16 protein-coding genes are annotated in these 17,451 nt (G+C 42.3%); 5 read left to right on the top strand and 11 right to left on the bottom strand.

Going from position 1 to position 17,451, the window contains the following annotated elements; translation table 11 throughout:
• Position 1: 1 nt before the first annotated feature.
• The 7 genes from F0227_RS11770 to F0227_RS11740 form a co-directional block, all read right to left on the bottom strand.
• Complete coding sequence (locus tag F0227_RS11770; protein WP_171753401.1) at positions 2–511, bottom strand: DUF2850 domain-containing protein; 510 nt, start codon at positions 509–511, stop codon at positions 2–4.
• Between the two features lie 151 nt (positions 512–662).
• Positions 663–1,061, bottom strand: coding sequence for an OsmC family protein (locus F0227_RS11765; RefSeq protein WP_171753400.1), 399 nt, complete (start codon positions 1,059–1,061; stop codon positions 663–665).
• Positions 1,062–1,202: a hypothetical protein gene (locus F0227_RS11760; protein WP_171753399.1), complete on the bottom strand. Its 141-nt coding sequence runs from the start codon at positions 1,200–1,202 to the stop codon at positions 1,062–1,064.
• A 33-nt stretch (positions 1,203–1,235) separates the two neighbouring features.
• The gene (gene ugpC / locus F0227_RS11755; protein WP_171753398.1) at positions 1,236–2,327 is read right to left on the bottom strand and encodes a sn-glycerol-3-phosphate ABC transporter ATP-binding protein UgpC; all 1,092 of its coding nucleotides are present in this window, start codon (positions 2,325–2,327) and stop codon (positions 1,236–1,238) included.
• Positions 2,328–2,384: 57 nt separating this feature from the next.
• The gene (locus F0227_RS11750; protein WP_171753397.1) at positions 2,385–3,548 is read right to left on the bottom strand and encodes a carbohydrate ABC transporter permease; all 1,164 of its coding nucleotides are present in this window, start codon (positions 3,546–3,548) and stop codon (positions 2,385–2,387) included.
• Positions 3,549–4,559: a sugar ABC transporter permease gene (locus F0227_RS11745; RefSeq protein WP_171753396.1), complete on the bottom strand. Its 1,011-nt coding sequence runs from the start codon at positions 4,557–4,559 to the stop codon at positions 3,549–3,551.
• Between the two features lie 95 nt (positions 4,560–4,654).
• Positions 4,655–6,004: an ABC transporter substrate-binding protein gene (locus F0227_RS11740; protein WP_171753395.1), complete on the bottom strand. Its 1,350-nt coding sequence runs from the start codon at positions 6,002–6,004 to the stop codon at positions 4,655–4,657.
• Between the two features lie 282 nt (positions 6,005–6,286).
• Between F0227_RS11740 and F0227_RS11735 the strand changes: the two genes are divergently transcribed.
• The 3 genes from F0227_RS11735 (at position 6,287) to F0227_RS11725 (ending at position 10,263) form a co-directional block, all read left to right on the top strand.
• Complete coding sequence (locus F0227_RS11735) at positions 6,287–7,327, top strand: LacI family DNA-binding transcriptional regulator (protein ID WP_171753394.1); 1,041 nt, start codon at positions 6,287–6,289, stop codon at positions 7,325–7,327.
• 43 nt (positions 7,328–7,370) lie between these two features.
• On the top strand, positions 7,371–9,053 hold the full coding sequence (locus F0227_RS11730) for an alpha-glucosidase (RefSeq protein WP_216613402.1): 1,683 nt from the start codon (positions 7,371–7,373) through the stop codon (positions 9,051–9,053).
• Positions 9,054–9,213: 160 nt separating this feature from the next.
• Positions 9,214–10,263: an endonuclease/exonuclease/phosphatase family protein gene (locus F0227_RS11725; RefSeq protein ID WP_171753393.1), complete on the top strand. Its 1,050-nt coding sequence runs from the start codon at positions 9,214–9,216 to the stop codon at positions 10,261–10,263.
• On the opposite strand, the gene F0227_RS11720 is transcribed toward F0227_RS11725, so the two are convergent.
• Complete coding sequence (locus F0227_RS11720) at positions 10,256–11,233, bottom strand: diguanylate cyclase (RefSeq protein ID WP_171753392.1); 978 nt, start codon at positions 11,231–11,233, stop codon at positions 10,256–10,258. The two genes, F0227_RS11725 and F0227_RS11720, sit on opposite strands and share 8 nt — an antisense overlap.
• Positions 11,234–11,686: 453 nt before the next feature.
• On the opposite strand from F0227_RS11720, the gene F0227_RS11715 reads away from it, so the two are divergent.
• On the top strand, positions 11,687–12,421 hold the full coding sequence (locus tag F0227_RS11715) for a flagellar brake protein (protein WP_171753466.1): 735 nt from the start codon (positions 11,687–11,689) through the stop codon (positions 12,419–12,421).
• 139 nt (positions 12,422–12,560) lie between these two features.
• Here the strand turns inward: F0227_RS11715 and F0227_RS11710 are convergent, their stop codons facing one another.
• On the bottom strand, positions 12,561–14,921 hold the full coding sequence (locus tag F0227_RS11710; protein WP_171753391.1) for an ATP-binding protein: 2,361 nt from the start codon (positions 14,919–14,921) through the stop codon (positions 12,561–12,563).
• Between the two features lie 310 nt (positions 14,922–15,231).
• Between F0227_RS11710 and F0227_RS11705 the strand changes: the two genes are divergently transcribed.
• Complete coding sequence (locus F0227_RS11705; protein ID WP_171753390.1) at positions 15,232–16,371, top strand: GGDEF domain-containing protein; 1,140 nt, start codon at positions 15,232–15,234, stop codon at positions 16,369–16,371.
• A 16-nt stretch (positions 16,372–16,387) separates the two neighbouring features.
• Here F0227_RS11705 and F0227_RS11700 read toward each other — a convergent pair whose 3' ends face one another.
• Both F0227_RS11700 and napC read right to left on the bottom strand, forming a co-directional pair.
• Complete coding sequence (locus F0227_RS11700; protein ID WP_171753389.1) at positions 16,388–16,711, bottom strand: hypothetical protein; 324 nt, start codon at positions 16,709–16,711, stop codon at positions 16,388–16,390.
• 151 nt (positions 16,712–16,862) lie between these two features.
• Complete coding sequence (gene napC, locus F0227_RS11695) at positions 16,863–17,444, bottom strand: cytochrome c-type protein NapC (RefSeq protein ID WP_171753388.1); 582 nt, start codon at positions 17,442–17,444, stop codon at positions 16,863–16,865.
• Between the last annotated feature and the right edge of the window lie 7 nt (positions 17,445–17,451).

The raw sequence follows: 17,451 nt of genomic DNA, 5'->3' as shown, positions 1-17,451 counted from the left end.
GTCACTTCTTACTTTGAAAATGCTCCGCTAATGAGACTCTACGTGCTGGCCCCACGTTATCTTGTTTAGGTAAGGTATGTTCAAAGCCTTCTTTGATAAATGAGGTCGCATGACCACCGCCCGTAATACGGCGTAGTCTCTCATCACTTTTACCAAAAATCTGTAACTCTACGGTTTTGTCGCCACTCTGATAGGTCACGATCTTTCCATCAAACAAGAAAAACGTCGCCAAATAGCGATTGTTTTTCTTAACACCATTTTCACTTAGATAGAACTGATCCGCCGCCCATTCTGGACCACCAATTTCAGTCCATTTACCATAGACTCGATTCGGGTCGATATGCTGCTGATAAGTAACAAAACCTACATATCCGGCCAAAATGGCCACCACCACCACAAATGATAACCACACCGTCATGACCGTCGACATTCCTCGGCATTTAGAGGCCAATCCCATATTCATTGATTGGTTACTGTTAACGGCTTGTCTGTTGTTAACTAATCGTGCCATAAACGTCTCTCAATCCTGTTTGTTGAGGTCAATTACATATTTTACCGTCACATATACTGTGCCGTCATAAAACGCGTTTTATCATACATACTGTTGGTCGATACTCTATGACCTTTGGCTTCATTCTTGAACAAACCACACATAGTTATGGTTAAATTATAGCCCAGCTATGGGTCATTTTTACCCCTTTTGCTAGCATCAAACAGACTGAACAATATTTTTCTAACGAATCTGCAGTAACCTTTTCAACCAAATCCTGATCAAGATTTTCGCCAGACACTTCAAAATGAATGTTGATGGCGGTAAAAAATCGTGGCGCGGTTTCTTGTCTTTCGGTCGTTAGTTTAGCAGTGCAACTCGTTACCTTTTGGCCTTGCTCTTTCAGTCCGTCAACTACATCCACCGAGCTACAACCGCCAGCAGCGATCAATACCATTTCCATAGGACTTGGTGCAGTTTCACCACCATTACCATCCATCGCAACTTGATGTCCCGACTGTGAATGTCCAACAAATTTAAACTCTTCAACCCATTTCACTTCAGCTTGCATCTATTTACCTTTAAATTCTGTCATTAAGTTCAAGCATCTTCTGTTTTTGCTCAAATCGTAACCCACTATGGCATAACCTACCTGTACGGTAAATATTTCCATTGAGTAACTGGTCAATACTGGCATAAAAAAGGGAGGCATAATGCCTCCCGCCGAAATAACTTTAACGATTAATTACAAGTGCTTGACTGAAATATCATTGTTATCAAACAAGTGAAGCGTGTCTGACGATGCTTTAAGATGAATGGTCTGTCCTTTACTTTGGTTGATAATACCCGGCAACTTCGCGACGATAGGTTCTTCCTGCCCCTCAACTTCAATATGCAATAGCGTTACTTCACCAAGTGACTCCACAAACAGCACCTGACCTGAAACGAACGACTCTTCTTCTGTTGCCAGTTCAAAATCTTCAGGGCGAATACCCACCTGTAATTGCTGATTCAATAACGTCTCTGGACACGAATGCGGGAAGACAGCATGGTTACCATTACTAAATTGAACCGTGCCACTCTCTCCTGCAGCGACTAACTCCGCAGGCAAAATATTCATTGCTGGCGAGCCGATGAATCTCGCCACAAATATGTTAGCCGGGTTGGTATATAGCTCCAATGGCGAACCTACCTGCTCAATTTTACCCGCCGACAACACCACAATTCTGTCCGCCAATGTCATCGCTTCCACCTGATCATGGGTAACATAGATCATGGTGGTCTTATCCATCTTCTCTTTCAAGTTGGCAATTTCTATTCGGGTCTGCACTCGAAGAGCCGCATCCAAATTAGACAATGGCTCATCAAACAAGAATACTTTAGGATCCCGGACAATGGCTCGACCAATGGCCACACGTTGACGTTGTCCACCAGAGAGTGCTTTAGGTAACCGACCAAGATAAGGCGTCAATTGCAGCATCTCTGCCGCCTGTGTTACCCGTTTGTCGATCTCTTCTTTTGATTCCTTTGCAATGCGCATAGCAAAGGCCATATTGTCATATACGGTCATATGCGGGTATAGCGCGTAAGTTTGGAACACCATAGCAATACCACGCATGGCGGCAGGCATATCGTTAACGACTGCCCCTTCAATTTCTAACTCCCCACTGGTGATATCTTCTAACCCTGCGATCATACGAAGCAGAGTCGATTTTCCGCAACCTGACGGACCAACAAAAACAATAAACTCACCAATATCGATATCTAAATCAATACCATGCAGTACTTCAGTGTCGCCGTAGGCTTTTTTAATATTTGTTAATTTTAAACCAGTCATCGAATTCTTCTCTTTATCAAATTGTTTTATTGCACCAGATTACTTAACTCAACCCGCTTACTTAACTGAGCCAGAAAGCAATCCACGCACTAAATAACGTTGAAGGCTAAAAAATACCCCTAGCGGAACGGCAATAGAGACAAACGCTGAGGCCGTCAATATCTCCCAGTTTCCTCCTCGAGAACCAAGCAGTTCTCTAAGTCGTCCGGTAAGCACCAACTCGCTTTCACCATTACCTAAGAACACGGTTGCCACCAATAAATCATTCCAAACCCAAAGGAACTGGAAGATGGCAAATGACGCCAATGCAGGGAAAGAAAGTGGTAAAACAATTCGAACAAATATCTCAAAATCAGTCGCGCCATCAACACGAGCCGACTCAATGATCTCTCTTGGTAAACTAGAAATATAGTTACGTAATAAATAAATGGCTAACGGCAAACCAAAACCGGTATGGGCAAGCCATATCCCCAAATATGTTTTGGCACCAACACCAAAGAAAGCACCAACCTCGTTGTACAACCTCAATAGCGGTATTAACGACATCTGTAACGGTACAACCAATAGTCCAACAACCAGAGCGATCAATATAGGTCTACCCGGCATCCGCATCCAAGACAACGCATACGCGGCAAAAGCAGCAATCAAGATAGGGATAATCGTTGCAGGTATGGTTACCGTTAACGAGTTAATGAAAGACTGTCCTATGCCCTCTGCGGTTAATACTTCACGATAGTTGTCCAAGCCAAATTTAGGTGCCACTTCGGAAGTATAGAAAACACGCTTACCGCGACTACCTTTAAACGGTTCAGGCGAGGTCATAACGTAATAGCCATCTTCGCTAACGGTCAGGGTTGCCCCTTTGCGCATCGGTGCCGTCTCTCCAGGCATATATTTGGTTGGCGCTTTAGATGATGCACCAAAGCGTTTAACATTTATCGCATTGCCATCTTCGCCTAACTGTCCTTCCAACACGTACACACCATCTTTTTGTACTTGTTGATCAGGATGGCCTGTCCTTCCGATTAGGTTCTGTTCTGAAGCGGATAGTGCGGTCCACCAGCCTGACACAGCAAGCTGTTCTTTATCTCGAAACGATGAAATAAGTAAGCCAGCAGTAGGAAGAGTCCAAAGAATCACCACCAGCAACACCGATAAGTGAACTAAAATTGTTAAAGGTGAACGCCTTAGCTTACTTAGGCCAAATTGTGCATCTGACATCTAGCGTCCCTCCATTTGAGCATTGGCTTGTCGAATATTCCAAACCATCACTGGAATAACCGCGACCATAATTATGACGGCAATAGCCGCTCCTCGGCCAAAATCACCGCCGCCCCGGAACATCCAATCAAACATCATATTGGCAAGTACCTGTGTATTCCATTGACCGTTCGTCATGGCTAGAACAATATCAAATACCTTCAGTACGGTAATCGTAATGGTTGTCCAAACAACGGCAATGGTTCCCCATATCTGAGGGATAAGAATTTTGAAAAATATTTGAACGCCATTTGCGCCATCTAGCACTGCAGCTTCAACGGTTTCTTCAGGAATACCGCGCAACGCGGCAGACAATATAACCATAGCAAAACCGGTCTGGATCCAAATCAAAATAACCATTAAGAAAAAGTTGTTCCAAAACGGTATGGTTATCCATGCCTCTGGCGTACCACCAAGGGCTTCTACAATCGCATTAAGTATGCCGATCTGCTCAGAACCTTCCGCTCTATAGTCGTATACAAATTTCCAGATAATCGACGCGCCAATAAAGGAAATAGCCATTGGCATAAAGACCATGCTCTTAGCGATGTTTCCCCAACTCACTTTGTCAGTCATCGCAGCGATAACTAAACCAAAGAAGGTCGACATTGCCGGCACAACCAATAACCACAACATATTATTCAGTAGTGATTCTAAGAACTCTCTGTCATTCAACAGCCAGACATAGTTATCTGCTCCGATAAAAACATCGCCGCTTCGGTCATGTAAAGAGAGCATGAAAGAATCAAAAATTGGGTAAACCAAATACAGCCCTAGAAATGACAGCGCAGGACCTAAAAACAGCCAAGGTCGAACCGACGCAGCGCGGCTGATATTTTTTGCCTTCTGCTCATTTGAAACACCACGGGAGGGAAAAATCAGAGTAAGTAGGAAGTTGCTACCCACAAAATAGATTATGCAACCAGCTACACCGAGGATCATGATAAAAAGGGAGTAATACAATTGCTCCATGAAAACCTCACAATAAATCGAAAATACTAACAGTCAAACTATCGAGAATAAAAAGAAGGTCAGTACCACGGTACTGACCTTTTATCACTAACGAGTTACTTTAAAGCGTCCCACGTTTTTTGGATATCATTAGCAACATCTTGTGCAGATTTTCCGCCGCTATAATCCACCATACCAGTCCAGAACGCGCCCGCACCAATCTTACCCGGCATTAGATCCGAACCATCGAAACGGAACGTTGTCGCACCCAATAGGATCTGACCCTGTTTCTTCAACGAGTCATTGGCATAAGTCTCAAGGTTCGCGCCTTTAAATGGTGTTAAGAAACCAGATTGAGCCATCCATACTTCATGAGCGATAGGCAGACGAAGGAACTTCAAGAACTCTTGTGCCGCTTTTGAGTCTTTGGTAATACTCCATACGGTACCAGCGCCTAATACAGGTTTGCCTAAATCTTTTCCTTCATAAGCAGGGAAGTAGAAGAAGTCGGCATCTTCACCCAATACTGTACCTTCAGGGAAGAAGCTAGGGATAAATGAAGCTTGACGGTGCATGTAACATTTAGCTGGAGAGCTAAACATGCCTTTAGGGCTATCACGGAAATCTGTTGCGGCAACCGCGCGAGAACCACCATCAACATAATCGTCGTTCAAGAACCAACCAAACTCTTCAATAGCGCCAACGACTTTCTTGTCGTTGAATTTCAGCTCATTCTTAGTCCATGCATCGTAATCGGCAGGAGATTGAGTACGCAACATCATATCTTCAACCCAGTCAGTTGCAGGCCAACCTGTAGCGCCACCACTTCCCAGACCGATACACCATGGTGTTTCACCGTCTTTGACCATCTGCTGAGTTAACGCTTTTAGCTCTTCCATGGTTTTTGGTACTTCATAACCCGCATCTTCAAAGTTTTCTGGAACGTACCAAACCAAAGATTTAAGATCGACTTTATAGAAGAAACCGAACAGATCTTTCTGGCCTTGTTTATTGTCAAAGGTACCTAGGTCAACCCAAGATGTTCCTGCGGCATAGTTTTTCTCAATCCAAGAGCTCCAATCACCTTTCAACGGTGTTAAGAAACCTTTAGAAGCAAGATCCGCGGCCAAACCTGGTTGAGGGAAAATAGCAATATTCGGCGCACTACCTGCTTGTACATCAATGACAATTTGAGTTTCGAAAGAGTCAGAACCGGCATACTGAACATCGGCACCTGTCGCTTCTTCAAAATACGCAATCACACTTTCAATCAAGGCTTTATCTGGGCCAAGCCAAGGGCCACTTATGGTGACGGTTTCACCAGTTAGGTCTACTTTTTTTAGTGCCTCATAGCTTGGCCAGTTAAAACGGTTATCTTCACCGGGTGTATATTTAAGATCGGCGGCCATTGCAGAAGATGAGAGTATCGCCAGAGCGACTGCACTAGTAACAAGGGTAGTTTTCATCAGTTCGAACTCCATGTATTTCTGTTTTTTATTTTACTGTTTCACGAAAGACTTAATCGGTTAAGTCCATAGAGGAACCATAGCTCCCAAAAATAGTTTCGACCAATTAAGCTGCTGAAGTTGTTATTTAGATCATATTAATGACTATTTATCACTCATTTTTATGACTCAGCGTCAAATATTGACCATTAATAGAGGTAAAGTATTTCTTATGCCTTCTTAATCGTTCTAGAATTCAGAAAATGCTTTTGTTTGTTGCTATTACTTCAAGGAAATGTCCCAATGAAAAGTCATACAGTGAAAAAGCCAACACTTAAAGATGTGGCGAAACAACTTGGGGTTTCTACTGCGACTGTCTCTAATGCATTTAATCGACCGGATCAGTTATCCGCCTCTCTAAAAACTAAAATTTTAGAACAGTGTCAACAACTTGGTTATACCGGCCCGAGTTTGACCGCCAGAAGCTTACGTACAGGTAAAACCGGTGTAATTGGCGTATTACTTGCTGACAACCTCTCGTATAGCTTTACCGATCCTGTGGCCAGCGAGTTTTTGGCCGGCATATCTGAAACCTTAGATGAGCAACACGTTAATATGCTGCTTCTTCCGTCTAATACGGAGAACTATCAAAGTACCCAAGCAGAGACCATACCCGATAGCTTTATTGTTTACGGTAAACCCGCAGACAGACATGTTCTAGAGCGGCTACAACAACAAGGCAAACCGTTAGTAACGGTTGATTTTGACCTGCCGAAAACCCCTTCAGTGAGTATCGATAATGAAAAATCGGCTTACTTAATTGCCTCAAATGTTCTTAACCACGCCGAACAAAAGTTACTTATATTAGGTTTAAGGCTTGAGCCATCTAATGCGCTGTCATTTAGCTCGTTTGATAAGCTATTCACACCGGAAGAGTGCATCTCTAGACGTCGCCTAGAAGGGTATAAAAAAGCCATGAAAGAGGTGGGAATAGAATTAGAAACTCATCATGTATGGCAGATCCACCATTTAGAGCATGATGCGATGAAAGCTGTACTGAGGGGGGCTCTGACGGCTCCAGACAATATTGATGTTTTGCTGTGTATGAGTGATCGCATCGCACTTGCGGCATTAGATGCAGCGAAAGAGTTATCGATAGAAGTGCCGCAACAACTAAAAATTGTTGGTTTTGATGATATTCCCCAAGCAGAGCGAGCTGGGCTATCAACCGTGCATCAACCTATCGCAGAGAAAGGCCGGATCGCCGCTAAAATTGCCTTAGGCATATTACCGTATGAATCTGTTGAGTTGGCAGAGAAAATCCAACTCAGACAGAGCAGTTAATTCACCAAAAGCATATCTAGCCCTTATTTAAGGAGTAAATATAATGACTCACTCTATAGAGAAACGTTGGTGGCATAATGCCGTTGTATACCAAATTTATCCTCGCAGTTTTAATGACTCCAATGGTGATGGTATTGGTGATATTGTCGGCATAATCGAAAAACTTGATTACATTAAACAGCTTGGTGCCAACGTTATTTGGCTAAGCCCTGTCTATAAATCGCCAATGAATGATAATGGTTACGATATCTCTGACTATTTTGAGATCGCTCCTGAATTTGGCACCATGCAAGATATGGACAACTTGATTGAACAAGCTAACCAGCGTGGCATCAAGATTGTAATGGATTTAGTGGCTAACCATACCTCAGATCAACACCCTTGGTTTATCGAGTCAAAAAGCAGCATAAACAGCCCCAAAAGAGATTGGTATATTTGGAAAGATGCCAAAGAAGATGGCAGTGAGCCAAATAACTGGGAATCATTTTTTACCCCAAAAGCGTGGACTCTCGACCAAGAGAGTGGTCAATACTATTGCCATCTGTTTGCCAAGGAGCAGCCGGATCTCAACTGGGCTAATCCCGAGGTACGCCAAGCGATTTACGACATGATGCACTTTTGGCTTAAGAAGGGCCTTGGTGGCTTCCGCATGGACGTGATCAATATGATTGGTAAACCGTCAGATTATCCAGACGCCACTATTTTCGACTCCGGCGTTGCGGGTTGGGAACACTGGTCAAATAACTTGCTAGTGCACCAATATCTTAGAGAGATGAATGAACAAGTCCTCTCTCATTATGATGTGATGACGGTAGGTGAAACGCCCTTTACCACGACGCTAGATGGTCAGTTCTATTCAAATCCAAAACGTCATGAAATCAGCATGATTTTTCAATTTGAGCATATGAGTATCGACCGTGAAGAGCATAATGCGGTTAAAAAGCCGTTCAACTTAGTTGAGTATAAAGCCATTATGGCTAAATGGCAGGATGACCTATACCAAAAAGGCTGGAACAGCCTCTATTGGAGTAATCATGACCAAGCTCGTACTGTGTCACGCTTTGGCAACGATCAAGGTGAAAATAGAGTCATTAGCGCAAAAATGCTGGGGACGGTATTACATATGATGAGCGGTACGCCTTATGTGTACCAAGGTGAAGAATTTGCCATGACAAACAAGCATTTTGCTGACATCAGTGAGTTTGATGATCTAATGGCACACTTCCATTACCAGAAAATGCTCGAAAGAGGTGTAGAGCCACAAGCGGCGTTAGACTTTTTGAACTTTTTCTCCCGAGATCACGCTCGAGTTCCCGTACAGTGGAATAACTCACACAACGCAGGCTTCACTAGCGGAACACCTTGGTTAGCCATCAATGAGAATTATAAAGAGATTAATGCTGAAGCATCCGTTTTGGATAGCGACTCGGTATTTAATCACTACCGAAAACTCATCGCACTACGTCAAGGCGAAGAGTATGGCAATGTTATTGTTTATGGTCGTCACCAATTACTCGACGCCAATGATAGTGATGTCTACGCCTATCAAAGAGTGTATCAAGGTAAAACCTTGTTAATCGTTGCTAACTTCAGTGGAGAGATTCAACAACGGAGCTACTCTGGAAAAGTAATCAAAACCGCGCTCAGCAACTATTCTCAAGAGATTCACTCGCTGGAAAATATGCAATTACAGCCGTATCAAGCGAGTATTATTGAAATTAGCTGACATTTCATCGGCTAGATAGCCATGAGATAACGCCACTTTGTGAAGCGTTCTCAACAGAGACGACAACCGCCTTGTTAATCAGTAAATAACAAGGCGGTTCTTTATTTATTGATGATCTAGGATATTCTTTAAACATAGGCCCCATTTTAAATGGCAACTTATGAATAGACTTAATTGCGCCTCGACATTTAACATTAGCACACTAAACTTGTTCAATTATCTGCAGCCCCCCAACGCTTTTTATCAATTTGATAATATATATAGCGATACAGAGTGGCAAAGAAAGGTAACTTGGCTCTCTAACTGTATTAATGAACTACAGTCAGACGTTATTGCCTTCCAAGAAGTTTTTAGTCCCGACATATTAAAGCAACCGTTGAATCAACTTGGCTACCCGCATTTTGTCTGTTTAGATAGTCCTTCGGTTAGGGATGGCTATCAATACTCTGACCCCGTACTGGCGTTGGCATCCAAACACCCCATTCTGGATGCACAATTACTCACAGCAGATCGCACGCTTTTCCACCATCAAGATTTAACTCAAGACTTTCAGTTTAGTCGACAGCCTTTGCTGGTCTCCATACAGCTCGGCCAACTGGGTATCATAGATTTTGTTGTTGTCCATTTTAAATCTCAACGGCCAACGCTCACTCCGCCTGATATCCATCAAGTTACCTCAAAAACGAATCCGGGATGTACAAACGAGAACGACTGCACAGAGAATATAATGGGGATATGGCGCTCAGCCAGTCAAAGAGGATTCGAGGCCAACGTTCTTTACAGTATACTCAGCCAATTTAGAGCAAAAACCTGTCGGCCTTGCATTATTTTAGGTGATTTTAACCAAACCATCAGCAGTATAGAATTTGACTGTTTTTTTGCTCTCTCACCTCAACATCCTTCTCACAGAAATCGAAACGATGAGAGCCTCAATCAGCTTCACTTCTATGATAGCTGGGAGCTCTATTGTGAGCAATTTGACTCGGCAAATCTGCAATGGTCTCGACCTGCAACGCACTACTACGGGGCTATGGGAAAAGTATTAGACTATATCTTACTGAGTAATGAATTCGCACCAAACAGTGGTGGATATTTATCGGTTAATCAGTATCACACTTACGATGAACATATCATCAATCCAAACTATCAAACTGACCATTTATCAAGTGACCATGCTGCCGTGCGCATAGAGATTGGTATTATTAAATAATATAGGTGGTATTTTTTTGATCTGCTTTGGCGTTAATAAGTGCTTTATCTGCCAAATGAACGAGATAATCAGGATCAAGACTCGCATCTGTTTGCTGGTTAAAATAGACACCAACTGTCACCGTTAAATACTTGGCAACGGGTGAGTCTGGGTTAGCAATATTCGCATCGGAAACAGCCATCCGAAATTGCTCGGCAAGCTGTTGAACTTGATCTATGGTGTGGTCCAGCAACACAACTAAAAATTCATCACCGCCATAGCGGAAACAGTAGCCATCCGGATAAAAGCACGTATTCAGCATATCGCCAAGCTGAACCAAGGCTTTGTCACCTCTTATATGACCAAATTTTTCATTTAGCTGTTTAAAGTAGTCAATATCAATCATTAATGCTGCAATACTACTGCGAGATTGTTCCGCTTTGAGCAGAATGTTAGGCAACACACTCTCTAACGCCACTCGATTGTAGACACCCGTTAAATGATCCCGTTGAGAAACGTTCATTAACTCTTTTTTCTGCTGTTTAAGCTCTGATATCAGGCTTTTATAAGCGGTGATACAACGCACCGTCCACAGCACGCCGAAACGATCATTACCTGCCGATACGCGACAGAGAAATCCTTCAAAATAGCGAACACCCTTTGGACCGGTCTGATCTTTAAACGCATCAATATCACTTAAATCCATAGTATATTGGCACGTTCTGGAGATACCGGACTCTATCACCTCTTGAACATAGGTCAAAAATAGTGATGCCAGTTTCTCAGGAAAAACATCAAACAAAGATTTTCCTTTCAATACGACAGGATCATGATGGCGCTCAGCATCTTTTCCACCAAATACATTCAGGTAAACACCATCCTCACTCAGTAAGAATGCAGGTTCCGGCATGGCGTTAAAAATCTCTGTAGATTGAATAGTTAATTCATTAACTAAATGTTGAGAAGAGCTATCCATGTTCCCTATATGCATCAGATTTCGCTAATTTGCGAAAGATTATCATCGGTAAAGATAACTTACTAGCTTAAAATTCACTCACTTTTTTATCTAGTTCAAACTTTTAACATTTCCTTATCACACACTACAGCATTATCTGCGGTGAATGTCAGCTAAATAAGATCGAGCCTCAGGCTATATACTCAAGTGACCTATCGACATTTTATTTTGCCACTTTACCAAAGCATTGTGCTGCCATTACAAAATATATGCCCATGAGCAATGTTATTAAACATTCATGCAAACAATAAATACTTGTTGCAAGCTTGTTATGAATGATATTTATAACAATAATCACATTGTGTTATGTATTAGAGCTTTGAAAGAAAAGCAATTATAGGTAAACTCTGATTACTATATTAATAAATTCTTACATACTATTATAAAAACAGAGTTTTCAGGAGTTGGCAGGTGAATGCGAGAGCAAGCATGGTAAAACGAGAAAATCGAATCGATGTTAAGAACGAGCCTGCTATTAATGGCACAGAAAGTACCATGAACAGTACTGATGCTATTGATATGGTTAGCCATGGCAGCGAGTTAACCATCAACCTAACAACCCCTGTTGGCATTCGATATTTAGGTAAAACCAAGTTTATTGGAACCCATTCTGACAACTTTATGCTGTTAGAAGTGCCTGAACTCTCCGATGATGACTTCGCCTTCTTTTTTCAAGAAGGCTTTTGGATGAATGTCCGCGCCATTTCTCAAAAAGGAGAAGGGGCGCTAATACATTTCCGTAGCCAAATCATGCATATTTTGCTTGAGCCTGTGCCAATCATTATGATCTCCATTCCCGGCATGATGAAAATTAACCAGTTACGTAAAGAACCTCGTTACGACGTCAACCTCAAAGCGCACGCAGTCACCGAGTCACTCAGACTTGAATGCGAAATTCGTGACCTATCCAAAGGGGGCTGCCGATTTATCACTAGCCCTCTAGCCAAGCACTTTGATGTCGGGGATTATATTACCGTTAATATCCCCACTCCTAACGGTTCTAAAGTACAACTCTCACCACTTTCTGGAACCATATGTAACCTTCAGTCATCGATGCATTACGCAAAGTACGGTTTAAAGTTTGATGAAGAAGGCCTTAAGAATGTTCAAGGTATTTTAAGTCACTTGAAATTTGATGGGGTAAAACTGTCACTAAAACTGTAACTATCTTTGGTTATGTTACTGGCAAGAATATTTTAGCCTCCAACAACAATAGCAGCAGGAGAACACTGTCCCCCTGCTGCTATTAGTTTCTAACTTTTGTTTCTTAAACTTTAGTCTCTTCAGTAAAGGTAGTAACCACTTACTTTCTTAATGCGTTAAGTTTAGCCTGAGCTATACCGAACACAGTATTAATAGGATAACTTCCCTCTTCGCTCGCTTGACCGGCAGCTTTCCCTGTAAAGAGCTCAATCGCTTCTGATACATGGTCAATGGCCCAAATATGAAACTCTCCCTTTTCTACCGCCTTAACAATGTCTTTTCTCAACATTAAGTTCTGACTATTGGACTTAGGAATAATTACACCTTGCCCCTGACAACGACCTTTTATGGTACAAACATCAAAGAAACCTTCTATCTTCTCATTAACACCACCGATGGGTTGAGATTCACCAAACTGGTTCATAGAGCCGGTAATGGCAATATCTTGTCGGTTTGCTTGTTTTGAGAAAGCAGAAACGACAGCACACAGCTCTGCCATACTGGCACTATCCCCATCTACGCCACCATATGATTGCTCAAATGTGATATTTGTTGTTAATGGGATTTTGGCGGTTTTACCAAAAACAGACGCCAAATAGGCAGACAGAATCAGCACGCCTTTGGAGTGAATGCTGCCACCAAGGTCAACATTACGCTCAATATCGATCACCTCACCCTGTCCATAGCTTGTTGTTGCAGTAATACGATTAGGTGCACCAAACATATGGTCACTGGTGGACAAGACGGACAGTGCATTCACTTGCCCTATGGCATCGCCTGAAGTATGAATAAGTGTAGTGCCATTATGGAAGCTTTCCATCACGTGATCTTGTAACCGACCTACCCTCATCTGCTGATTATCTAGAGCTTGTTCGACATGACTCGCCCGAATTAAGTTAGACCTAGCATTTTTAGCAACATAATTGGATTCACGCAGCAAGTTAGCAATGTGGGCAGAATGCAAAGAGAGCTTCTTCTGATCTCCCGCTATGCGTGAACTGTGTTCGATAATTCGGCTAATCGCCTTTTTATCACAATGAAGCATGCCGTTATCATGCACAATGCTTGAAATAAAGCGGGCATAGTGCAGTTCCGACTCCTCTGTTCGTTTCATCTCATCTTCAAAGTCAGCCGTAACCCGAAATAATTCACTAAACTCTGGATCATAATGCTGTAACAGTTGATATGTTCGATAGTCACCAAACAATATGATTTTAACATCGAGTGGAATCGGCTCAGGGTCAAGCGAAACCGCCCCTGTTAAGGTGAGCTCTTTTTCTAACGAAGTTAAGCTCAATTGACGAGAACGAAGTGCCCTTTTAAGACCATCCCACACGTATGGTTGCTCAAGTACTTTAATGGCATCCATAAGCAAAACACCGCCGTTTGCTTTATGCAAACTGCCGGGACGAATAAGAGAGAAATCGGTAAACACCGTACCTTTGAACGTTGCGGTTTCGGTATAGCCAAAGAGAGAATGGTAGTTGGGATTCTCTTCAACAACGATTGGAAACTCATCTGAAGATTGACTCACTAACACGTTAACTTTATAGCGACGAGGAAGCTTTTTCTCCAAAGAAGCAGAAGCAATTTCCCCTTGCTCATCCCCCTCTTCTAAGAAGATTTCAACGTTCTCAACAATATCTTTCTGTAGATCGGTAAGATGTTTTTTAATGGCACCATAACCGAGATATTTCTTCTTCAACTCCTTAATAAAATGAGTGATCACTTCTAGTGTCACTTCATCATTTAACTTCTGTATTTTTTCGCTGTATTTCTCTTCCCACTCGGTCAGTTGACGCACCATCGTTCGTAGTTGGATCTCTAGCGCATCAATGTTCTCACCAAACAGTAACTGTTCTTTAGCTGAGAGCGCATCAAAGCTCTCCTCCGTATGCAGATCTTCACCATTCATGGCGATAAACTGATAATCACCTTGGGTGGTTAATGTTAAGCTAATGCCCTTTTCTTTCGCCTGCTTGCTAATGACTTCTAGCTCGCCTTGCTGCTTATGCGCTAATTGACTCTTTAGCTTTTCCGCTCGAGTAAAGTACATTTCATTGTCAAAGGCCAGAGGAAGTGCTTTCACTAGCTTCACTAATAACTTTTCAATGTCTTGCTTAAACTTATTGCCCATCCCTAATGGTAGCTTAAGCACTTTAGGTGTACGGATATCATCAAAATTGGCGACATAACACCAATCATATAATGAGTCGGCTTCATGCTGGTGGCGGCTAAGATATCGCAAAATCATCGTCCGCTTACCAAGACCGTTTCTGCCAATGGCGTAAATGTTGTACCCCTTCTCCTTGATGGACATTGCAAACTCAACGGCTTTTTGCGCCCGTTCCTGTCCAACGATCTCATCAATAGGGCTGAGTTCTTTTGTGGATTTACACGGCAAGTTTTCTAGTTTTGCTTCAAAATACAGATCTTGTGGAGTCAACGAGAGTGTCGGCATTATCACCTCCAGAAATAGCCATTCCATTCATTAATAAATGGCGAAAGCACAAAGACATACCTTCAGTGTAGTGGTAATTATTATATTTTTTAGTGATTTAGGTGCAATTACTGTTTAACTGCGCAGAAGATGAGCAATTCACCACAATAGGATCCTTTTTCTAGCAAAAGATCCAATGTGATCTTGCTCCATATTTTTGTTAGAGATTGAAGTAGATCACACTATATATAGTGTTTATTGTTCACATTTTATACTAGAAATATACAATATAGCCTCTTTAAAATTCCCCCTAGAGACCACTTAAATTTCGATGCGACAATTTTTAACCGGCATAAAACTTGAAGATATGGCAGACATTAACCAAAACCGAAAAAAGAAATTTCGGTTGACGTTTAGTTCTGTGTCTGTGGTTTTTCTGGCGGGTTATGGTTGTATCAACTGGCTACTAGACCGTGAAATTTTTGCCATTACTAACTTTGCCGGAGCGTTACTTTGCGCCGTGTACTTTGGCTACCTATGCGTTAAAAAATACAGCGATCACCACCCAACACTCTTCAACATTGCGATGCTGCTGAATGCTGCCGTTAACTTAATCTTCCCTGACGGTACTGTTTTTTGGGTATTTCCCATCCTCGCAGGGGTGATCATCATTAACGATTTTAAACAGGCATTAATAACCAGTACCTCCTTTATCGCCGTTTCTTCCGTTTACTTATACTTTAATGACTTTAGCTGGGTGAATTTCAGCACCCATCGTCTCCCTGCAGATAGATTCATTTTTAGTTTAACCGTAATGTGCTTTATCGCGCTGGTTTCCAACTACTACTACCACAAAGCGATAGACTACTTACAAGGGCTGTACCAAGAAGGGATAGATCAATTAGCTTATCGAGATCGTTTAACAGGCTTAGCAAACCGTTGGAGTTTTGAAACATGGGCGAAACAGAAGCTCATTGAGCAGGCATCGAGCGACTCAATATCGGCGCTGCTGTTTTTAGACATTGATAACTTTAAGTTTGTTAATGATACCTATGGTCACGATACAGGTGATAAGTTATTGCAGCACTTTGCTACTCGCCTATCTGGCAACATGCGCCACAGAGATCGAGAAACCGAGGAACAAGATTACTCCGTGGCTCGTTATGCGGGGGATGAATTTATGCTTCTGCTATATGACATTCCGACCATGGATGACGTAAGAGCCATTGTTCATCGCATAAACACGTTATTTGAAGACGATTTAAAGCAGGATAATTATGACGCGAATCTAACCTTTAGTATTGGCATTGCAGTCTATAAACAAGATGCGGATGAACTTGAAGAGTTAATTCGATGTGCTGATAAAGCGATGTATGAAGCCAAAAAACTGGGTAAGAATCGATTCCGTTTTTATCAATCCTCACAAAACGAGCAAAGCAAAGATCCTATATCCCATTTACATATAATGTAAATGAAGAAGCGACTGGCTATCCACTCGGGAACATAAACGCTACCCACAACCAAAACGCACCTAACGTTAGAGACCAGATTAACACCCTCAAGAATGACAGTTCAGGCATGCGCCTTTTTGTCTGCAAATCTTGCTGTTTCTTTAGCTCAGCTTTTGCTTTAGCAATCGCTTCTGCTCTCTTCAATTGTGGGTTTAACGCGGCTTTGTACAGCTCTCTTTGCTCTCTGCGCTCTTCTGCTTTATTGGCGACATCTGAGTATCGTCGGCGCTGGTTGTTAGTCAGTTCCTTATTTGGATCATAACTTTTACCTGGATCAGTATGCATTCTTGTAACTGCCATCATCCCCCCTTTACTTAGCGACACCTGATTAAATTATAGTCAGAAAATCCCATCCATGATACCTCAGGATAATCTGCAATAAAATCAAGGCAAAAAAATACCCGGTCAGACTAGCTTACCGGGTATTCATCAATGTCAGCGTTGTGATAATTTACAACTCTTTAGATATCGTATGTCCTTTCGGCAAATCGTGAGCAATACCTTTGTGACAATCAATACAAGTTTGACCTTGATCTTCAGCTTTATCATGAATCTGCGCCGCCACAGGCTTTTGAGCTACGTAATCCATAAACTCAAAGTTATGACAGTTACGACACTCTTGCGAGTCATTAGCCTTCATACGGGCCCATTCTCGAGACGCCATTTCAAATCGATGATCTTCAAACTTTTTACGCGTATCAATTGTGCCAAACACTTTCCCATAAAGTTCTTTACTTGCCTGAATCTTACGGATCATTTTCGGCCCCCACTCTTTAGGAACGTGACAATCCGGACAGGTTGCACGTACTCCAGAGCGGTTAGTGTAGTGAATCGTTCCTACATACTCTTCGTAAACATTATCTTCCATTTCATGACAGCCAATACAGAACTCTTCTCTGTTTGACATTTCCATGCCGGTGTTAAAACCACCCCAGAAAATAATGCCACCTACAAAACCAATGACCAGTAGCGTACCCAGAGCCAAATGGCTAGGTTTACTGAACCACGCCCAAAAGCGTTTTAGCATTCCCATAGAGCCC

Source organism: Vibrio sp. 99-8-1 (assembly GCF_013114595.1).
Taxonomy (GTDB): Bacteria; Pseudomonadota; Gammaproteobacteria; order Enterobacterales; family Vibrionaceae; genus Vibrio.
This window is presented reverse-complemented; position numbering and strand designations above follow the sequence as displayed.